This is a genomic window from Chryseobacterium indologenes (genome assembly GCF_002025665.1).
In the GTDB taxonomy this organism is placed as follows: Bacteria; Bacteroidota; Bacteroidia; order Flavobacteriales; family Weeksellaceae; genus Chryseobacterium; species Chryseobacterium metallicongregator.
In genome coordinates, this window is record NZ_CP018786.1 from 3,090,608 (window position 1) to 3,109,246 (window position 18,639).

Annotated in this window: 19 protein-coding genes; 5 read left to right on the forward strand and 14 right to left on the reverse strand. The window is 35.9% G+C overall.

Translation table 11 applies throughout. The features are described 5' to 3' along the window. The first annotated feature begins 374 nt into the window (after window positions 1-374). Window positions 375-662 carry a GNAT family N-acetyltransferase gene (locus tag BUE84_RS14070; RefSeq protein WP_034697278.1) on the forward strand — a complete coding sequence of 96 codons (288 nt, stop codon included), beginning with the start codon at window positions 375-377 and terminating at the stop codon, window positions 660-662. Here BUE84_RS14070 and BUE84_RS14075 read toward each other — a convergent pair whose 3' ends face one another. Beyond that, a complete protein-coding gene (locus tag BUE84_RS14075) occupies window positions 663-1,760 on the reverse strand; it encodes an MBL fold metallo-hydrolase (protein WP_079242175.1) in 1,098 nt (365 codons plus the stop codon). Window positions 1,761-1,932: 172 nt separating this feature from the next. Here BUE84_RS14075 and BUE84_RS14080 point away from each other — a divergent pair, with 172 nt between their 5' ends. Further along, window positions 1,933-3,471, forward strand: coding sequence for a S41 family peptidase (locus BUE84_RS14080; RefSeq protein WP_079242176.1), 1,539 nt, complete (start codon window positions 1,933-1,935; stop codon window positions 3,469-3,471). A gap of 41 nt (window positions 3,472-3,512) precedes the next feature. Here BUE84_RS14080 and BUE84_RS14085 read toward each other — a convergent pair whose 3' ends face one another. From BUE84_RS14085 to BUE84_RS14110, 6 genes are all read right to left on the reverse strand, one after another. Further along, window positions 3,513-4,103 carry a hypothetical protein gene (locus tag BUE84_RS14085; protein ID WP_079242177.1) on the reverse strand — a complete coding sequence of 197 codons (591 nt, stop codon included), beginning with the start codon at window positions 4,101-4,103 and terminating at the stop codon, window positions 3,513-3,515. Between the two features lie 13 nt (window positions 4,104-4,116). Further along, complete coding sequence (locus BUE84_RS14090; protein WP_079242178.1) at window positions 4,117-4,626, reverse strand: RNA polymerase sigma factor; 510 nt, start codon at window positions 4,624-4,626, stop codon at window positions 4,117-4,119. Window positions 4,627-4,895: 269 nt separating this feature from the next. After that, window positions 4,896-5,255 carry a hypothetical protein gene (locus tag BUE84_RS14095; RefSeq protein WP_079242179.1) on the reverse strand — a complete coding sequence of 120 codons (360 nt, stop codon included), beginning with the start codon at window positions 5,253-5,255 and terminating at the stop codon, window positions 4,896-4,898. A 62-nt stretch (window positions 5,256-5,317) separates the two neighbouring features. After that, window positions 5,318-6,133, reverse strand: coding sequence for a hypothetical protein (locus BUE84_RS14100; protein WP_079242180.1), 816 nt, complete (start codon window positions 6,131-6,133; stop codon window positions 5,318-5,320). A 10-nt stretch (window positions 6,134-6,143) separates the two neighbouring features. Beyond that, the gene (locus BUE84_RS14105; RefSeq protein WP_079242181.1) at window positions 6,144-6,653 is read right to left on the reverse strand and encodes an RNA polymerase sigma factor; all 510 of its coding nucleotides are present in this window, start codon (window positions 6,651-6,653) and stop codon (window positions 6,144-6,146) included. A gap of 155 nt (window positions 6,654-6,808) precedes the next feature. Further along, the gene (locus BUE84_RS14110; RefSeq protein WP_079242182.1) at window positions 6,809-8,437 is read right to left on the reverse strand and encodes an NADP-dependent glyceraldehyde-3-phosphate dehydrogenase; all 1,629 of its coding nucleotides are present in this window, start codon (window positions 8,435-8,437) and stop codon (window positions 6,809-6,811) included. A 283-nt stretch (window positions 8,438-8,720) separates the two neighbouring features. On the opposite strand from BUE84_RS14110, the gene tpx reads away from it, so the two are divergent. After that, window positions 8,721-9,290, forward strand: coding sequence for a thiol peroxidase (tpx, locus tag BUE84_RS14115; protein ID WP_185116994.1), 570 nt, complete (start codon window positions 8,721-8,723; stop codon window positions 9,288-9,290). Between the two features lie 300 nt (window positions 9,291-9,590). Here the strand turns inward: tpx and BUE84_RS14120 are convergent, their stop codons facing one another. Together BUE84_RS14120 and BUE84_RS14125 are read right to left on the reverse strand one after the other, a co-directional pair. Then, complete coding sequence (locus BUE84_RS14120; RefSeq protein ID WP_158521368.1) at window positions 9,591-10,046, reverse strand: TonB-dependent receptor plug domain-containing protein; 456 nt, start codon at window positions 10,044-10,046, stop codon at window positions 9,591-9,593. Window positions 10,047-10,058: 12 nt separating this feature from the next. Continuing rightward, on the reverse strand, window positions 10,059-10,322 hold the full coding sequence (locus BUE84_RS14125; RefSeq protein ID WP_079242185.1) for a hypothetical protein: 264 nt from the start codon (window positions 10,320-10,322) through the stop codon (window positions 10,059-10,061). Window positions 10,323-10,457: 135 nt separating this feature from the next. Between BUE84_RS14125 and BUE84_RS14130 the strand changes: the two genes are divergently transcribed. After that, complete coding sequence (locus BUE84_RS14130) at window positions 10,458-12,260, forward strand: ATP-dependent nuclease (RefSeq protein WP_079242186.1); 1,803 nt, start codon at window positions 10,458-10,460, stop codon at window positions 12,258-12,260. Window positions 12,261-12,609: 349 nt separating this feature from the next. On the opposite strand, the gene BUE84_RS14135 is transcribed toward BUE84_RS14130, so the two are convergent. The 3 genes from BUE84_RS14135 to BUE84_RS14145 all read right to left on the reverse strand — a co-directional run bounded on the left by BUE84_RS14135 (window position 12,610) and on the right by BUE84_RS14145 (window position 16,157). After that, window positions 12,610-13,371: an MBL fold metallo-hydrolase gene (locus BUE84_RS14135; RefSeq protein ID WP_079242187.1), complete on the reverse strand. Its 762-nt coding sequence runs from the start codon at window positions 13,369-13,371 to the stop codon at window positions 12,610-12,612. 243 nt (window positions 13,372-13,614) lie between these two features. Beyond that, the gene (locus tag BUE84_RS14140) at window positions 13,615-14,157 is read right to left on the reverse strand and encodes a Crp/Fnr family transcriptional regulator (RefSeq protein WP_079242188.1); all 543 of its coding nucleotides are present in this window, start codon (window positions 14,155-14,157) and stop codon (window positions 13,615-13,617) included. Window positions 14,158-14,171: 14 nt separating this feature from the next. Continuing rightward, window positions 14,172-16,157, reverse strand: coding sequence for a urocanate hydratase (locus BUE84_RS14145; RefSeq protein WP_079242189.1), 1,986 nt, complete (start codon window positions 16,155-16,157; stop codon window positions 14,172-14,174). Between the two features lie 315 nt (window positions 16,158-16,472). Between BUE84_RS14145 and BUE84_RS14150 the strand changes: the two genes are divergently transcribed. Beyond that, the gene (locus tag BUE84_RS14150) at window positions 16,473-16,910 is read left to right on the forward strand and encodes an endonuclease domain-containing protein (RefSeq protein WP_079242190.1); all 438 of its coding nucleotides are present in this window, start codon (window positions 16,473-16,475) and stop codon (window positions 16,908-16,910) included. 116 nt (window positions 16,911-17,026) lie between these two features. Here the strand turns inward: BUE84_RS14150 and BUE84_RS14155 are convergent, their stop codons facing one another. Both BUE84_RS14155 and BUE84_RS14160 read right to left on the reverse strand, forming a co-directional pair. Continuing rightward, complete coding sequence (locus BUE84_RS14155) at window positions 17,027-17,320, reverse strand: hypothetical protein (RefSeq protein ID WP_079242191.1); 294 nt, start codon at window positions 17,318-17,320, stop codon at window positions 17,027-17,029. A gap of 49 nt (window positions 17,321-17,369) precedes the next feature. Beyond that, the gene (locus tag BUE84_RS14160; protein WP_079242192.1) at window positions 17,370-18,356 is read right to left on the reverse strand and encodes a 2-hydroxyacid dehydrogenase; all 987 of its coding nucleotides are present in this window, start codon (window positions 18,354-18,356) and stop codon (window positions 17,370-17,372) included. Window positions 18,357-18,639 lie beyond the last annotated feature (283 nt).

Genomic DNA, 18,639 nt, shown 5'->3' on the forward strand with positions numbered 1-18,639 from the left:
TAAAATAGAATTAAAAAGTAATTAGTTTCATTAGAAAATGAAAGTGAAAAACATTAATAATCAATGGATTGAAGGTTTAAATCTGGAGGTCTAAAATTTATATTTTTAAGTTTTGGCTAAAGCCAATGGATCAATATTTTATTGTTAGATGGGTTAAAAGCCACCTCTATTGAATTTTAACAACAACATCTTTTATCTTTTATCTTTTATCTTTTATCTTTTATCTTTTATCTTTTTACTATTTATGTTATAAAATTCGTTAAGATTCCTAAAAACTATTATTTCATATGTTTTAATTTCGTAATTTTAATGGAAAGAATATTTTTAAAGAAATCTTCTCAAATTATTTTTAATCAACCAAATCTTACATTGTTATGGAAAATATAAAGTTTCAGGTATCTCAATATCAGGATGAATTGCAGCTACTTATCGATGGGAAAAAGGCAGGTTATATGTCCATAGAGGTTGACGGAAGACTGCTTATTGTATATTATACGAAACTTGACGAAGAGCGTGAGGGAAAAGGATATGCTAAACTATTGCTGGATGAGCTGGTACGTTACGCCGAAGAGAAAGATTTGCTTGTAGACCCGGAATGTGATTTTGTAAGACAACAGTTTGAAAATCACCCCGCAAGATATAAAGAAATCTGGCATGCCTGATCAGCTTTCCCACCAGGCTGTAAATTGCTGTTCTGACTGATTCAGATGTACTACCTCGCCAATCATCGGAGTGAGGATATCCAGTTTTTTGTCTTTTCCAAGAGCCGTTATTTTTTGTAAAGGTTCATTCCATGGATGAAGTGCCAATGCAAATTTGGCAGCATGAACCGGGATAATACGTTCTGCTTTCAGATCAATAGCAGCCTGAACAACATCTTCCGGCAATGTATGGATATACCTCCATGCCTCTCCATATTGTCCATTTTCAAGAACAGCATAATCGAAAGGTCCATATTGCTCGCCTATTGTTTTAAAATGGGAATCATAGCCACTGTCTCCTCCTAAGAAAAACTTCCTGGTAGGTGTTATCAGAACGTAAGAACTCCAAAGCGTATCATTCTGCCTTATTCTTCTGCCGGAAAAATGTCTGGCAGGAGTAAAAACAATTTTTATATCATTTTTCAGAGCAACTTCTGTTCCCCATTCTTCTTCAATAAGCTTGTTTTCAGCATAGCCCCATCTTTCCAGGTGCGCTCCTACTCCCAAAGGAATAATAGCCATTCCTGTTCTTTCTTCGATAGATTTTACAGTTGGGTAATCCAGGTGGTCAAAATGATCATGCGTTATCACGAGATAATCAATGTTCGGAATATCTTCAGGTTTAAAAATATCTGATCCTTTGAAGGCTTTATTAAAGTACTTAAAAGGTGAACCATAAAGACTCAGGACAGGATCTATTAAAAAGGAAACTCCATCTGTCTGCAGATAATAAGAGGAATGTCCCAGCCAGATCAATAACTCCTCATTTTTATCAATATTTTTCAAATTGGTATGAAGAGAAGGAATGGCTTTTAAAGGTTTCAACAGCGGATCTTTCTTTCCTAAAAAAAAATCGTAGGTTACTTTTGACATTTTGTAGCCTTCTGTAATGGAAGGAGTATGACTGATATTCTGAAACTGTCTGTTTTTATAGAGTTTCGACTGTCTGATACGCTTCAGCCTCTTCCCTTTTGGCACTCCACCAAACGTCTTCATATTGATCACTATAAAAAAAGTAACCGTCAAAACAGCTACGCTCGTAATAATCCAGTAAATCATCTGTACAAAATAAATATCAAATGTATTGACTTTTGCTTTTAAATGAAAATTTATTCCATTTTACTCCGTTTTTTAACTAAATTTATCATGAATTTTTAAAAATTTATTACCCGTTTAGATCGGGATTAATTTTAAACTTTCTATTTTAGCACCCTAAAAAAACTCAGATACATTGAAAAATTATTCGGTAATATTTCTTCTCGCTATTTTTTCGTCTTGTGCCTCTATAAAAAAACACAACGAACAGCGGGCCTCATGTATTCCACCGGAGCAACTGAAAGAAGATGTGGATTTTGCGTATTCAAAATTACAGCAAATGCATCCTCAATTATACTGGTACATCCCCAAGAAAGAGCTGGAACGTAAATTTGACAGCCTTAAACAGACCATCACCGAGCCTCTTACTCCTCTTCAGTTTTATTTCAAGCTTCAACCTGTCATTGCAGGAATTAGAGAAGGACATCTTTCATTGAGAATTCCCAGAAAGAAATTTACCAAAAGTGAAATAAAAAGGCTGGAACATCAGAAAGGAATGTTCAGTCGTTTTGAATATTATATTTCAGGTGATCAGATGTATATTATTCAGAACAGGGATTCTATTGAACATATACAAACGGGAACTGAAATTTTATCCATCAATAATGTTCCTGTATCCTATTATATCAGGAAGTACAGAAGCCTTATCAGCAGTGATGGTGATAATACCACCTTTCATCCGTATTTTTTAAAAGACCTGTTCTTTAATTTTTATACTGCCGAAAATGGTTTTGACAGCAAAGCTACTCTTGAAACCCTTTATAAGGGAGAAAAAAAGACATATACCTTAACCAGAGAAACAAAATCTGATACTGATCTTGAAAAGGATAAGGAAATGCAGAAAAAAACACTGGAAAAGAAACTGAACGATTATGTAGCTTCCAGTAATTCCTATAACAGAAGTTTTAAATTTCTGGACAAAGACAGTACTATTGCTTATATTAAGGTGAAAAGCTTTTCAAGAGACTATTCGGATGAGTTTTATAAAAAGACTTTTGCCAAGATCAATGATGCAAAGTCTCCTTATCTTATCATCGATGTCAGAAATAACTACGGCGGCTCACTGTATGAAATCAATAATCTGTATTCGTATTTAGCGGATACTCCGTTTACCCTGATCAAACCCTCTCAGTTAACTTCAAGGAATGCTCCTTTACGCACCAATTATTTCAGGAAAAGTACTCCTTTAGAATATGCTCTTAAAAGTATTGCCTATCCGAGCTACTTTTTTGCACAGACTTTCAGTACGTATAAAAAGGATGGAAAGGTATTCTACAAAATGAAGGCTGACAAACCTACAAAACCTAAAAAGGATGCCTTCCAGGGAAAAGTTTTCGTACTGATTAACGGAGGAAGTTTCTCGGCATCTTCTATTATTACCGCCAAACTTAAAAATGATAAAAGAGCAACGCTTGTGGGAGAAGAAACAGGTGGTGCCAATGACGGAACTGTTGCCGGTTTTTATTCCTACCAAAAGCTTCCCAATTCTGAAATCAGGTTTCCAATAGGTCTACTTTTGGTACAGCCTAATATCAGTTTTTCAGACTCACGGAAAGGAGTTGTTCCTGATGTGACTATTACTGAAAGCATGCAGGATATTATTGACAAAAAAGATCCACAGCTGGATTGGATAAAAAACGAAATTGCCAAAGAAAAAGAACATAAAGGACGGTAATGAATATAGGTTCGGCGGGCTTTCAGCCCGCCGAACTCTTTTTATCTTTTTAATTCTTCCAAAAGATCTTCAATATATTGGATATATCTTCCATAGTAGCGTTGATACCAAAATCTTCCCATAATATAAAGCAAAAATAATCCTACGATTACTGTACTAATTAAGATCACCGCTATCTTCAATTCACTAAGAGGTTTTGGCCACGGAATAAACTCCAGGACAATAAGAATCTCACATACAAGAAACGGGGCAAAACTGATGTAATACGAGAGATAATACTGTTTATTAAGATTGAGCTGCATCACGAGATCTTTCAAAGAATCATAAGTTTTAGGTGCAGGATTACTGATTTCATTATACAGTTTAAAAAACTTACTAAAAAAGAAAACGGTAACCAAAAGCATGGAAGCAATTAATACCGTGATGTACAACTGAAGTTTGAATGGCCTGCATACAGCGCACACCAGAAAAGCGAAGACAAAGATTCCTATCATCCACCAGAATTCCACGCGCATATTTTTGCGTATCTTTTCAAGAGGAAGATTCAGTTTATTTCTCTGTTCTATGCTTATTTCGGGAGTTTCCTCCACAATATCTTCGTTCCAGGTATTTTTCAATTCATCGATATTCATGGGATTACTGATTTTAATGTTGGTTGGTTTTTATTTGGCTTAAGATATCTTTAAGTTTATTTTTGGCCCGGTTCATTTTCACTCTTGCATTACCTTCTGAGATTCCCATCTGTTCGGCAATCTGCTTTCCAGAAAAATCTTCCAGATAATAGAATATAAAAGCCTTGTCAATAGGATTAAGCTGATGGATTGCTTTATACATTTCAGCCAGACGTTCTTCTTTACGATCATCATAATCTTCCTGAATAATGATCTGATTAGAAAAATCTTCATGGGAAATAAAACTTCTTCTCTTTTCTGATTTCAGGAAAATAATTGCCGTATTCAAAGCAATTCTGTATAGCCATGTAGAAAATTCACTTTCGCCTCTGAAACCAGGAAATGCTTTCCAGAGCTGATAAGTGATCTCCTGAAAAAGATCATCACGGTCGTCTTTTTCAGTCATATACATTTTAGAAATCTTAAACAGGATTCCTTTATGCTGTTCAATTTGACTGATAAACTCTTGTTCTAATGAGGTCATAGCTTGTTACTCTATAGAGTTAGTTTTCGTTTAAAAAAATTGTTACAGATTTTTACAAAAGAAATAAAAAAACCCGACAGAAAAGTACTGCCAGGTCTCATTGTGTGTTTTTTAAGCTTTTTACTATTTACTCAGAATAGTATGAGTCGAAATAATTTTTTCTGACCTGATCAGTTAGTAGAAAAAAAGTAAAAATGTTACATCCAAAAAAAACAATAACCTGATATTTTTTCACATCAGGTTATTTATTTAAGTATTTAATTCTTTCATTATTTAAAATCTAAGAAATCATCTTTTTCAAGATAATGGTTCAGAGCAGTAATAAGCTGAGAAGAAGTAACATCAGCATGCTGCCTGAAAGCAAGATCCACCACATCCTGAATATTTTCATCTGAACATATATAATGAAGCTTGTTATGAAAAACAAAATCTGGTAAGATTTCATTATCATTCTCACCAATATCCAGAGGATCTCCGATAAAAACTTTCATTTCGGGTTTAAATTCATCTGTTGAAGAATAGACTGCATAATTATATTCCGGATCAAAGGATGCTTTCCTGTCCTGTTTGCTCTTTACTAACTCCAGAAATTCTTCTATAGAATACACTTGATTTTTAAAATCATCCATGTGATATTTTTTTACAACTCAATTTTCTAAAGATAGAAATTTTACAGAAGATAGCGTAATTTCTAATTCAGTTTATTTAAAGCTCTCTGTAATGATCCGATATCCAGAAAATCAAGTTTTGCACCTACTATGATAATGATCAAAAGAACAATTGTCAGAAATAAAATGATAAAAAAATACATGGATACAAACCATATGACGGTATTCAGGACATTTCCTTTAATCCCCATTTTATTCATAAAAAATTTCTGTGAGCGTTCAAACCACGTTTTTCTCTTGTCAGGTTTTGGACTTACTTCAATTCCGTTAAGTTCATCTACCAAACGTACCACATCATCAATATACCTTCCGTACATATAATAGATCCAGTATTTGATGATAAAAGCAATCAACAGAAGAGTAATCAGAAGGCTGATTCCGAAAATTGCGAGGTTATACTCCCTGTCAAAATGAAAATTGATCTGGATCAGAGATAAAAGAAACCCAAGCGGGATATAAGCAATATAATAGGAAATATAAATTTGTTTCGAGATGAGAAGCTGCGTCTTAAGAGTAAACAAATCATAATTTGTATTCGTACTGTTTTTTCTGAGCAGCTTATACAATTTCAGGAAGCGGGAATAAAAATAAACAATAATAGCAACGGTCAGGATGGTGACAAACACTGAAATCGTTTTAATATTGGAGTCTTTAGATGCGAAAGGAAAACCCGTTAAAAGCAAAGGCAATGTTACAATCATCAGCCAGAATTCAGTTTCCATATTCACTTTCAGCATCTCCAACGGAGAATGTATTTCTTTCTGTTTTTCCAGAGAAATTTCAGGAGATTCCTGTCCTGTATCTTTATTCCAAATTTCTTTAAAATTTTCTAAGTCCATAGTGCTATTTTTAATAGGAACCTGTACCTTGCCTGATGATGATCTCTTTCAGTTTTTCTTTTGCCCTTTTCAGCTTTACCCGTGTATTCACTTCAGTAATTCCCAGCTGTACAGCAATCTCTTTTCCGGAAAAGCCCTCTAAAAAGAAGAATATAAGGGCTTTATCAATGGGGCTTAGCTGATGGATAGCTTCATACATCAGCTTCATATTCATATCATCCGTATCATTATAAGGTTCCTGGCGGGCACTCAGCCCATCTACATTCTGATTCTGTATAAAACTACGTTTTTTTTCACTTCGCAAAAAAACAATTGCTGTGTTGAGCGCAGTTCTGTACAGCCATGTGGAGAAATCACTCCTCTTTTGAAAATCACCATATGATTTCCAGGCCTGATAAATGATCTCCTGATAGAGGTCATTCTGATCGTCCTTATTATCCATATACATTTTAGAGATCTTGAAAACAACACCTTTGTGTTTTTCAATTTTCTCTAAAAATTCTTTTTCGGGTGAAGACATGATTTACACACTGATCCTTAGATGATATTTCTAAAAAACACCATCTTATTATAACACAAAACTCTAATTTCCGGCATTAAGTTAAAAAAATCCTCAACAAACCAAGGTGTTTATTGAGGATTTTTATTTTATGTTAAATACGATATCAGTCAGAATCAGAAAATATAATCTGTGCTTAAAAAGTTAGAATCATGTTCTCTGACAATAGTATTCAGTAGTTCTTTGTTGGAATCTGTTAGTTTTGCAGCCACCAGAGACCGGATAGAGAATGAGCGGAGCGCATCAAAAACGGAAAGTGTTCCTTCCGCACTGTCTTTTCTTCCGGTGAAAGGAAAAACATCAGGACCTCGCTGTGCCTGGCAGTTGATATTGACACGGCTTACAAGATTGACAAACGGATCAATCAGTCTTGCAACTTCCTGGGGATCTTCACTGAAAATACTTACCTGCATCCCATGTGAAGCATTCACCTGATATTCTATTGGTTCTTCTATATCTTCGAACGGAACAACAGGAATCACAGGGCCAAACTGTTCCTCATGATAAAGCTTCATATCACTATTTACCGGATATACAACTGCCGGGAAAACAAAAGATTCATCTGTATAGCCTCCATCTTTATTCAGTATTGCAGCTCCTTTCTGTAAAGCATCATCAATACATTCTTTTAAATAGGCAGGTTTATTGACTTCCGGAAGTGGCGTTACTTTCACGTCTTTTTCCCAAGGCAACCCAGCGTTCAAAGCAGAGACTGCTGCACTTAATTTCTCTGTAAACTCCAATGCCACTTCTTTCTGAACAAATATCAGTTTCAAGGCTGTACAGCGTTGTCCGTTGAAAGAAAGTGCCCCCAAAATACATTCACTCACCGCTACATCAAGATTCGCATTTTTAGTAACGATGGCTGCATTTTTAGCATCCAGACTCAGAATAGCTCTTAAACGGTTCACTTTCGGGTGTAGTTTTTTCAGTCCGTTGGCGACTTTACTTGATCCGATAAAGGCAAGAACATTCACTTTTCCGCTTTCCATGATTGGTGTGATAATTTCTGATCCTTTTCCATATAATGTATTCACCGTTCCTTTCGGAAATGCTTCTTTGAAAGCGTTTAATAAAGGATAATGAGCAAGGACACCATGTTTTGGAAGTTTAAACAGGATAGTATTCCCCATGATCAAAGCAGGAATCAATGTGGTAAAGATTTCATTCAGAGGATAATTGAAAGGTCCCATACTTAACACCACGCCAAGCGGTGCTCTTCTGATCTGCGCAATGGTTCCTTCAGCCTGTTGAAAACGGGAAGACTCTCTGTCAAGATCCTTAAGAGCGTCTATGGTCTGATTGATATAATCTACAGTACGGTCAAATTCTTTAGTAGAATCAGCCAGTGTTTTCCCGATTTCCCACATCAGTAACTTAATGATCAGATCTCTTTGCTGGATCATCAGGTATACGAATTTCTGCATGCATTTGATTCGTCCCTCCACAGACATGGTAGGCCACTCGCCAAGCCCATTATCATAGGCTTTTACACAGGCTTCAAGAACTTCCATCGCCTCGTTCGGGCCAATATTCGGGATGCTTCCCAGAAGCTTTCTTTCCAATCCGTTTTCTGTGGGGATGCACACCGGAGAATAAATTTCCGTGACATCACCATTCCACTCTACCAGTTCCCCATTCAAAAGATAAGTTCTCTGATGGATAACCGGAACTTTATATTCTTCCGGAATTTCGTTTTCTCCTTTAAAAATGTGATGGAAGGATGCTGTATTTTCTGAACTCATAAATCTTTCTATTTTTTTATGTGATAAGATTGAGATTGTCTCAAAATTTAAACTATTTGACTTTTGTCATTCTGACGAAGGAAAAATCTTTATTGATTTTTATATGAGATTCTTCATTACATTTTATTTCATTCAGAATGATACCTTTGAAACTATATTTTATAACATAAAGGTAGAGGTAAAATATTTTGGAAGAAACAATCTGACCATAGATTTGATCTATTTGAATTAAAATTAATCTTAGCTCCTAAAAAAAGAATAATTTAGCTTAAAAATAAATTTCATGTTTTCAAAATTAGTTTGCGGCACACTGCTATTCTTCTCTGCGGTGGGCTTTGCTCAAAAATCTAAAGCTACCAACACGGTTTTAATGGGCGGGAAAGAAGTTCATACTTATGCCAAATTACCAGCACTGAATAAACCAGCTCCTAAGTTTACCCTTACAGGTGTGAATATGAATGATCAAACGCTGGATTCCTTCAAAGGAAGGTATGTTATTCTGAATATCTTCCCAAGTGTGGACACCGGTGTTTGCTCTGCTTCTGTACATCATTTCAATGAAGAGGCTGGAAATCTTCCCAATACGGTAGTACTGTGTATTTCCAAAGACCTGCCATTTGCCCAGAAAAGATTCTGTGGAGCGGAAGGAATTAAAAATGTGATAATGCTTTCCGATTTCCGTTCAGACTTCGGATGGAACTATGGGGTGGAACTGGTAGATTCTGCAATGAAAGGTCTTCTGAGCAGAGCAGTTGTGGTAATAGATCCTTCAGGAAAGATCATCTATGAAGAACAGGTACCAGATATCGCTCAGGAACCCAATTATGAAGCAGCTATTGCCGCTGTAAAATAATAAATCATATTAAACCATTAAGATAATTTAATGCTTTGTACTTTCTTAATTACCTTAATAATAAACTCAGCGAATTGCTGAGTTTTTTCTGTATTATGGTTGGGATGAACGCAATGGCGCAAAATGATAGTAATGCTTTCTGTTTTAAGGCGCAAGGATTTTATCTCCGATAAAATTTCAACACTACCACTGTCATTGCGAACCGAAGGTGAAGCAATCTCAATGTTCTCTCGCAGATTGGGTGGATTAAGCAGATAAACATGAAAAAGATCTGTGAAATCTGTGGGAAAATAAAGAGTCTTAATTTGTTTTATATTTTTTTCTTTTTGTAGTAATTACGATTACCCCATCTTTTGCTTTTTCGCCATAATATGCTGTTGCAGAGGCTCCCTTCAGAACATTCATTGTTTTTATCAGATTAGGATCCAGAGCTTTTACTTTTTCATAATCACTGATCTTTCCATCTACAACATACAGTGGATTATAAGATCTAGCTTTGCTTGAAGGCACCCCACCAATACGTACTGAACTTATACTTTGTACTACATTGGGTAATACCTGCGTAGTCAATGGTTGGGCTAAATTGGGGACAGATGTTTTACTTTCCTTTTCTTTACGGTCTATAGCATCAGCAGGTACTACAGAAATTGATCTGAGTAGTTTCCTGTCTTTATGAGTCCCAAATTCAGCAAGGGTAATTTCTTTGATATCTTCAGTTTTTAAAATATCATTGGCGATCTTTTGCTGTGCATTCACACTTACAATTCCTCATGTTGTCAACATAAATCCTACCGCAAACTTCACAAAAAGAGCATTGATATAAGAATAATGCAGATCTCTGTTGAGCTGTGAAGGAAGAAAACTACCGCAGATCTCATCCGTTGCTTTCGTAAAAACCTCTATAAGCTCATCATCCGAAGCTCTTCTGAAATCTCTCACCGTTTTGGAACAGACTGCGCAAAATCTTCCCTTCTCATCAGGTGTCATGGCGTTCCAGTTTTCATGACAAGGTTTTGGTATGGTTATTTTCATAAAACTCTTTTCTTATAAAGATGCAGTGATACAAGAAAAGGTTGGAATGTGTATAAAAAACGGAAAACCGTAATTATGTATGAAGTTAGATTTTTATATTTGAAAATAACATAATATAAATAAACTAACACATACATGAAACTCTATTCATTAAAAATATCAGGTTATAAGAGACTTAAAGAAGTAAATCTCATTTTTGGAGATGCAACATTTCTAATTGGACAAAATAATTGTGGGAAAAGCTCAATAATTAAAGCCATAGATATTTTGCTTTCTGCAAAAAAGCAGTTGTCAACGGTTGACTTTCATTCAATAATAGATGATGAAACGCATGAAGTAAAAGTTGACACTAATACAATTACTCTTGAAGCTGAATTTAGAAATCTTCCTGCTGAAGCTAAAACATGGAGAGGTTTTAAAGGTAGAATTTTTAGTTATGATATACCTGATGATTCTGAAGAAACTGGATTATCCGTAATTTATAGAAAAACATATGAATTAGGTAAAGATGTAATTATTGAATTTAAATCTAAAGTTAGAAACATAAAAGATATTTACTCTGATTGTAAAAAGCCTCAAGATTACATTGACAATGGTCTGTCTCAAGAAACTATTGAAGAGTATTTTCCTGAGTTGCAATCTAATATAGGAAAAGGTAAAGCTGTATTAGAAAAATTAGACTTAATTGATGAGATTTGGGAGATTTCTGAAGAGGAAACTTGGTTTCAAAATCCTGGTGGAATTCCTGGAAATGTACTTAAGATGTTACCGAGGTTCTTATTAATTCCTGTTGATGTTGGATTACATGAAATTCAAGGGTCTGGTAACGGAGTTCTTAGTATAACCCTTGGAGAACTATTTCAAACTGTTAGAGAAAATTCTGAACATTTTAAAAATGCCCAAGTTCACCTAAATAACCTTGCAAAGGAACTGGACCCACAAGATGATGAATCTGAGTTCGGAAAAATGATGAATGAGCTAAACACAGTTTTATCAACTGTTTTTCCAGATTCTAAATTATATGCATCTACAAGCTTAAGTGATCCTTCTAGTCTTAAACCAGCATTTACTGTTGAAATGTCAAGTAATATAAAGACGTCTATTGATAATCAAGGTACTGGTATGATTAGAGCTGCTGTTTTTGGAATGTTGAGATACAGACAATTATGGCTATCAAAAAAAGAAGATGATCATGCTCGTTCATTAATAGTCTGTTTTGAAGAACCTGAAACATATTTACATCCAAGCGCAGCAAATCAAATGAGAGAAGCAATTTATGAATTAAGTTCTAATACATCCCAAATAATTGCTTCAACACATTCACCATATATTATTGATTTATCTCGTAAACCAAAACAAATATTAAATAGACTTTATAATTGCGGTAATCATGTTGAATGTAATACCTTTAGTGTTACCGAAAAATTTAAAGAACTCCAAAGCGTTGATAAAACCTATGTAAAAATGATAATGAAAATTGACAACTATGTATCAAGAATATTTTTTACAAAGAATGTAATAATTGTAGAAGGAGATACAGAAGATATCTTAATACGCGAAACGTTAAAACTTTTGGATAAAGCTAAATATTTTAGAATTTTATCTGACTTTGAGATTGTTAAAGCTCGTGGAAAAGCTGCTATAATTGGCCTAATAAAATATTTAACTTCAATGGGAATAAAACCAATAGTAGTTCATGATTTAGATTTAGGTGAACCAAATGCTGCAAAATACAATCAACCAATTGCAGATGCTTTAGGTGGAAATGGAAGAATTGTTGTAATGGAAAATAGTGTTGAAGAAGAATTAGGTTATGAAGCTAATTCCGAAAAGCCATACAAAGCGTATAAGCAAACATTGGAATGGGATAATAATTGGGATAATTTACCTTCTAATTGGAAAACAAAGATGTCAGAAATTTTTGGCGAATATATCTAAATAAATCACATACTTCAATAGCACACATTATAGAAACAAAAATACACCAAATATTAAAGAATTAGTATTAAAATCCAGTGAGCTCATCAATAGCATCGGGCTTTAGCCCGATATAAAAAGATAAATACCAAAGGCTTTAGCCAAAACTTAATTTTAAATTTTGGCTAAAGCCAATCTTATTATGCACAAAAAAAAACGGGCTAAAGCCCGTTCCTATTGATTTATTTTTATGTACAAAAAAGAGGGTTCCTTCGTCTACGCTCAGGATAATAACCCGTTCCTATTGATATTGAGTTTCTTCACTCCATTGCATTTCATTCAGAATGACAGCTTTCATTACAAATATCAATTAAGATTCTGTCAATGCCACTCCATCCTTCAAAACCATATACTCCTGTCCTACTTCCTCTGAAATGTTTTTCAAATCCTGATCATCAAAAATCTGAGGGATATAGCATTTCTCATGGGCAAACAATCCGTAATGGATGGGCACCATCTTTTTGGCGTGCAGAAGGTGGGCTGCTGCAAAAGCTTCTTTCAGATTGAGGGAAGCAGGAACCGGACTGTATTCCAACCCGATGATTTCAAAGTTCACTACAACTCCGTTTACCGGTAAAAAAGCATAGTCTATGTTTGGGTTTTCCTTTCCAAGCTTCCAGAACTGGTTGTGCCAGATGGTATCTCCGCCATGAAAGATCTTTGTGGTTCCATCATCAACAATCCAGGAAGACTGTATTTCTCCTACTCCATCCATGGCAAATACGGGTTTGAAGGTGATATTATTTTCTGTAAAGGTTTCGTCAAGATTCAGAGTAATAATTTCAACATCTTCAACCAGCTTTTTTACAATGGTTTCCAGTCCTGCATAGACAATCAGTTTTCCATCTTTCTTTAGGCATTTTTGGATGATCCCTTTATCAAAATGATCAAGATGCATATGCGTAAACAGGATGTAATCTGCCTGTACATGATCTGAAAACGCTAAAAGATTTTCTACAGCATCACCCAAAACAGGTTTATAGTAAGAGAAATCTTCTACTGCGTCTATTAGGATGGTTTTATTGTGAGAAGTGAGGCGGATGCCTGCCCAGTTTAGTTTTTGTATTTCCATATTCTTTTTTAGCAAAGGAATAGACTTACGGAAGGCAAGACAATAAACAAAAGATAATTAATGAATAGACATGTAGAAAGATAAAAACGCGATCTACGCAAAGAATATATTAATGACGGCTAGTTTTTCGATCGCAAGGGCATTTCATTCAGCTACAAAATTATACCATTGCTAAGCGGCAGCACCTTTGCGAACGGAAAAATAAAAGTAAAATTCTTTGCGAGCTTTGCGTTAAAAATAACACTAATGAATACGCTTCCTGATCCGGCTTAAAGAGATGGGCGTAATCCCGATATAAGAAGCGAGATATTTTAAAGGAATATTCTGTATGTAATGAGGTTTGTTTTTCAACAGATATTCATAGAGATCCTGAGGAGTGTTTTTCAGCAGAAGCATTTCTCTTTTCATAGCCGCATTGAGCTTTCTGCTCAGATAGTAGTTCTGCACAAAACGGCAGTGTGGGTTTACAGCAAATAGATCTTTTACCTCATCCAGAGTGATTTCCCATGCCAGCCCTTTATTCATGGATTCGTAAACGGCATCGGAACTTTTCTCTTCCACTGTAAAAATATCGCCGGGAAAGTAGAATTCTGCACATATTTCTGTATCAATATCTGAGGTGCTGTTGATGTAGTATTTACGGACAAGCCCATCTTCTACAAGATAGGCTCTGTTGTCAGTAAATATGTTTTTCTTTGAAAATTCAACCTCAGCAAACTTCTCCCATACAGGATCACTATCCTCTACGTTCAGATGTGAAAACAATTTTTTGTTAATCGTTGCCAATGTTGAATTTTATATTACAATAAATTTTCGTCTACAAGGTTTGGAAGAGTCACTTTCAAATTCGGTTCTGCTTCCATTGCTCTTTTAATAGCGAAAACAGCGCCTTCGTTTCTTGCCCAGCTTCTTCTTGAGATTCCGTTGTTCACATCCCAGAAAAGCATGGATTTTAATCTTCTGTCGGCATCATCGCTACCGTCAAGAAGCATTCCGAAACCTCCGTTGATTACTTCTCCCCAGCCTACTCCACCACCATTGTGAATGGAAACCCAGGTAGCTCCACGGAAACTGTCTCCAATTACGTTGTGAATGGCCATATCCGCTGTAAATCTCGATCCGTCATAGATATTGGAAGTTTCCCTGTAAGGAGAATCTGTTCCTGAAACATCGTGGTGGTCTCTACCTAATACCACCGGTCCGATTTCTCCGTTTTTAATGGCTTTGTTGAAGGCTTCCGCAATTTTCATTCTTCCTTCTGCATCTGCATAAAGAATTCTTGCCTGAGAACCCACCACCAGTTTATTTTCCTGTGCTCCTTTGATCCACTGAATGTTATCTTTCATCTGCTGCTGGATCTCTTCCGGAGAATTTTTCACCATTTCTTCCAATACTGCGCATGCAATATCATCTGTCTTCTGCAGATCTTCCGGATTTCCACTGGAACATACCCAACGGAACGGCCCGAAGCCATAATCGAAACACATTGGTCCCATAATATCTTGCACATAACTCGGATATTTGAATTCTCTTCCTAACGTCGGATTTTCTGCCATTACATCAGCTCCGGCTCTGGAAGCTTCCAGTAAAAAGGCATTTCCGTAATCAAAGAAATACGTTCCTTTTGCAGTATGTTTATTGATCGCTGCAGCATGTCTTCTTAATGTTTCCTGAACTTTTTCCTTGAATAACTCAGGATTTTCAGCCATCATGATATTAGATTCTTCAAAACTTTGTCCGGCAGGATAGTAACCTCCCGCCCAAGGATTGTGAAGGGAAGTCTGATCCGATCCGATATCAATTCTTACATCTTCCTGATCAAATTTCTCCCAAACTTCCACAATATTTCCAAGGTAAGCTAAAGACACTGTTTCTTTGCTGGCCTGTGCTTCTCTTACTCTTTTTACCAATGTATCAAGATCTTCATGAATTTCATTCACCCATTTCTGATCGTGACGGATTTTCGTGATCTTTGGATTCACTTCTGCACATACGGTAACGCAACCAGCAATATTTCCTGCTTTTGGCTGAGCTCCACTCATTCCCCCTAATCCTGAAGTTACAAAAAGACCTCCTTTCGGCTCTTTTTTGATTTTTCTGAAAGCATTTAACACTGTAATCGTTGTTCCGTGAACAATCCCCTGAGGACCGATATACATATAACTTCCTGCCGTCATTTGCCCATACTGGGTAACGCCTAATGCATTGAATTTCTCCCAGTCATCCGGTTTTGAATAGTTCGGGATCATCATTCCATTCGTTACAACCACTCTTGGTGCGTCTTTATGAGACGGGAACAATCCCATCGGATGTCCTGAATACATCACCAATGTCTGATCATTATTCATTTCCGACAGATACTTCATCGTCAACAGATATTGTGCCCAGTTGGAGAAAACCGCTCCGTTTCCACCATAGGTAATCAGTTCATGAGGATGCTGTGCCACCGCATAATCCAGGTTATTCTGAATCATCAGCATGATCGCTTTGGCCTGCTCAGATTTTCCGGGATAGTCTGTAATTGGTCTCGCTTTCATTTCATAATCCGGACGGAAACGGTACATATAAATCCTTCCGTAATCTTCCAGTTCCTGCTTAAATTCAGGAATCAGTTCTGCATGAAACTGAGGTTCGAAATAACGTAAAGCATTCTTCAATGCCAGTTTTTTCTCTTCTTCTCCTAAAATTTCTTTACGCTTCGGAGCATGGTTGATATTGGTCTCGTATGGTTTTGGTTGCGGCAGCTGATTAGGAATCCCCTGCTGTATCTGTTCTTGAAATGTCATATTACTATGTAAAGGTCTATGTTTTAAACAATGTTTGAAGTTTTAAAGATATTCAAAATAGGAAATATAGGCAAGAGGGGAAGGGAAGAATGGTTTAAAGTTTAGGGTTTAGGGTTTAGGGTTTAGGGTTTAGGGTTTAGGGTTTAGGGTTTAGGGTTTAGGGTTTAGGGTTTAGGGAAAGTTATGAAAGTTGTAAACCAGCCGCCATTTGATATTAAATACTATATTTGAATAAATGCACCTCAATTCCCCTCCCTTGGAGGGGTGGATTTCAAAGTTGATAACTTTGAAAGACGGGGTGGTCAAAACACAACAATGAAAGAAACCCTCACCGTCATCAACGGAATTCCTATCCGCAGGAATTTCGTTGAAAATCTACCCTACAATCCCTATTTAAAAGTATTATTAAAAGAAAAGCGTAAAGCCCGGATCTTAGGTGAAGTGATCTTCTGGAAGAAAGTCCGTGCAAAAAAATTTTATACCATTGATTTTGACAGACAAAGGATTATCGGAAATTATATCGTTGATTTTTATGTCAAAACACTTGGGCTCATTATAGAAATAGATGGATCAAGCCATGATGAAAATGAAGTTTATGACAGCATAAGACAGAAATATCTGGAGTCATTGGGATTATTGGTTTTCAGAATAAATGATTTTGATGTAAGGAATAATCTGAGTCTGGTGATGAAGGAGTTGGAGGATTTTATTGTGCTGCATTATGGAACCACCCCGTCTTCAAAAATTTTTTAATTTTTGAATCCACCCCTCCGAGGGAGGGGAATTGCCCTTACCCATATTAGTTGTTATTTCACATAAAAAAAAACCTTACTGAAATTCAATAAGGCTGATTTTTGTATCGTTAAAATTTAGGTTAGAACATCATCGTTTTCTTCTTCATGATCATCTTCATTATCGCTGAGACTCCAATAGTTGTTTTCTTCATCTTCCTCTCCTATTTCTTCCATTTCATCATCGTCATCAGCTCCAGGGATATCTAAGCCTTTATCAATTTTATCATCGTCAAAATCCTCATCCAAAATAGGATTTCCGTCTCCATCGAGCGAAATATGTTTTTCTCTCTTAAATATATCTTCACTGGGGTTATAATCCATTTGTTCTAACCTCTTGTTTTGCTCATTAATATTTTTCTCTGGTGCCATATTATTTAAGATTTTAGGTTTATATTATCAGAACAAAAATAATTCCAAGTTATGATGATTGAGGAGAATAAACATCAGGATTTGCACAATTGGGCATTTTCTCATTTTTTGCAAAAGCGATAATATTTCCTGCAGCTAGTCTGGCCATTCCATTTCTGGCTTCAACAGTCGCAGAACCGATATGTGGCAGAATACAGACACTTGAAAGCCCCAGAATAGGATCATCTGCAGACATTGGTTCCGGATTAGTAACATCCAGACCTGCTCCCCAGATTTTCTTGTCCACGAGTGCCTGATACAGATCTTTTTGATTGTGAAAACCTCCTCTGGCTGTATTAATGAAAATAGCATTCGGTTTCATCTGCTCAAATATAGACTCATTGAACAATTCTTTCTGTTCAGTAGTAAAGTTGGCATGTACACTCAATACATCTGATCTCCGAATCAGTTCTTCGAAAGAAACATAAGTTGCCCCCAGCTCGTTTTCTGCTTCTTCATTTTGACGACGGTTGTGGTAAATGATATTCATTCCAAAAGCCTTTCTTGATTTCTCAGCCATTTCATAGCCGATACGTCCCAATCCAAAAATCCCAAGTGTTTTTCCGTACAATTCTTGTCCCAACGCATGTAAAGGATCAAAAGCTCCCCAATTGTCATCTTTTACTTTCTGAAAATTATAGCTTGCTCTTCTGGCAACAGACTGCATCAGTAAAAAAGCAACATCTGAAGTGGCTTTGCTCAAAACATCCGGAGTATTTCCTATCGGAATATTTCTTTGCGTAGCTTCTTTAATGTCAACGTGATCAAATCCTACAGAATATAATGCAATAGCTTTGACATTCGGGCAGGTATCAAAAAAATTCTTATCATATCTGAAGTCTCCGCCTACATTAAGTATGGTATCTGTAGTTTTACAGTAATGAATCCATTCTTCATAAGAAAGGTTTTCCTTTTCCGGAAATATAAGCTCCAAACCTGCTTCTTTCAGCATTTCAATTCCTGTTTCGGGAATTCTTTTATTGATAAAAACTTTCATTCTACTGTTGTTTAATGATTTTAATTAAAAAAACCTCACTCGCAAAAAGTAAGGTTATTGAACTTTAATATTAAAAAAATTATTTCTTTTCATCTGAATGTTTGATTCAAAATCTATTTATTTTCTGTGATGGTGATTGTATACTGAGGGTTTTAATTCCATCAATTTTCATTCCGAAATGGAGTTAAAAGATTTTAAATTTTGATTAAATCAGATGAATTTTATCTATGAAAAACGGGTTCTCTAAAAAGTCAAATTATCTGGCTTTTGCCATTCTGACTGA

Excerpts from the sequence above, each read along its gene's own strand:
- tpx (WP_185116994.1), top strand. The coding sequence starts at position 8,721 with ATGTTTTCAAAATTAGTTTGCGGCACACTGCTATTCTTCTCTGCGGTG.
- BUE84_RS14095 (WP_079242179.1), bottom strand. The coding sequence starts at position 5,255 with ATGGATGATTTTAAAAATCAAGTGTATTCTATAGAAGAATTTCTGGAG.
- BUE84_RS14070 (WP_034697278.1), top strand. The coding sequence starts at position 375 with ATGGAAAATATAAAGTTTCAGGTATCTCAATATCAGGATGAATTGCAG.
- BUE84_RS14150 (WP_079242190.1), top strand. The coding sequence starts at position 16,473 with ATGAAAGAAACCCTCACCGTCATCAACGGAATTCCTATCCGCAGGAAT.
- BUE84_RS14145 (WP_079242189.1), bottom strand. The coding sequence starts at position 16,157 with ATGACATTTCAAGAACAGATACAGCAGGGGATTCCTAATCAGCTGCCG.
- BUE84_RS14155 (WP_079242191.1), bottom strand. The coding sequence starts at position 17,320 with ATGGCACCAGAGAAAAATATTAATGAGCAAAACAAGAGGTTAGAACAA.
- BUE84_RS14100 (WP_079242180.1), bottom strand. The coding sequence starts at position 6,133 with ATGGACTTAGAAAATTTTAAAGAAATTTGGAATAAAGATACAGGACAG.
- BUE84_RS14110 (WP_079242182.1), bottom strand. The coding sequence starts at position 8,437 with ATGAGTTCAGAAAATACAGCATCCTTCCATCACATTTTTAAAGGAGAA.
- BUE84_RS14105 (WP_079242181.1), bottom strand. The coding sequence starts at position 6,653 with ATGTCTTCACCCGAAAAAGAATTTTTAGAGAAAATTGAAAAACACAAA.
- BUE84_RS14075 (WP_079242175.1), bottom strand. The coding sequence starts at position 1,760 with ATGATTTACTGGATTATTACGAGCGTAGCTGTTTTGACGGTTACTTTT.
- BUE84_RS14160 (WP_079242192.1), bottom strand. The coding sequence starts at position 18,356 with ATGAAAGTTTTTATCAATAAAAGAATTCCCGAAACAGGAATTGAAATG.
- BUE84_RS14085 (WP_079242177.1), bottom strand. The coding sequence starts at position 4,103 with ATGAATATCGATGAATTGAAAAATACCTGGAACGAAGATATTGTGGAG.
- BUE84_RS14130 (WP_079242186.1), top strand. The coding sequence starts at position 10,458 with ATGAAACTCTATTCATTAAAAATATCAGGTTATAAGAGACTTAAAGAA.
- BUE84_RS14135 (WP_079242187.1), bottom strand. The coding sequence starts at position 13,371 with ATGGAAATACAAAAACTAAACTGGGCAGGCATCCGCCTCACTTCTCAC.
- BUE84_RS14090 (WP_079242178.1), bottom strand. The coding sequence starts at position 4,626 with ATGACCTCATTAGAACAAGAGTTTATCAGTCAAATTGAACAGCATAAA.
- BUE84_RS14125 (WP_079242185.1), bottom strand. The coding sequence starts at position 10,322 with ATGAAAATAACCATACCAAAACCTTGTCATGAAAACTGGAACGCCATG.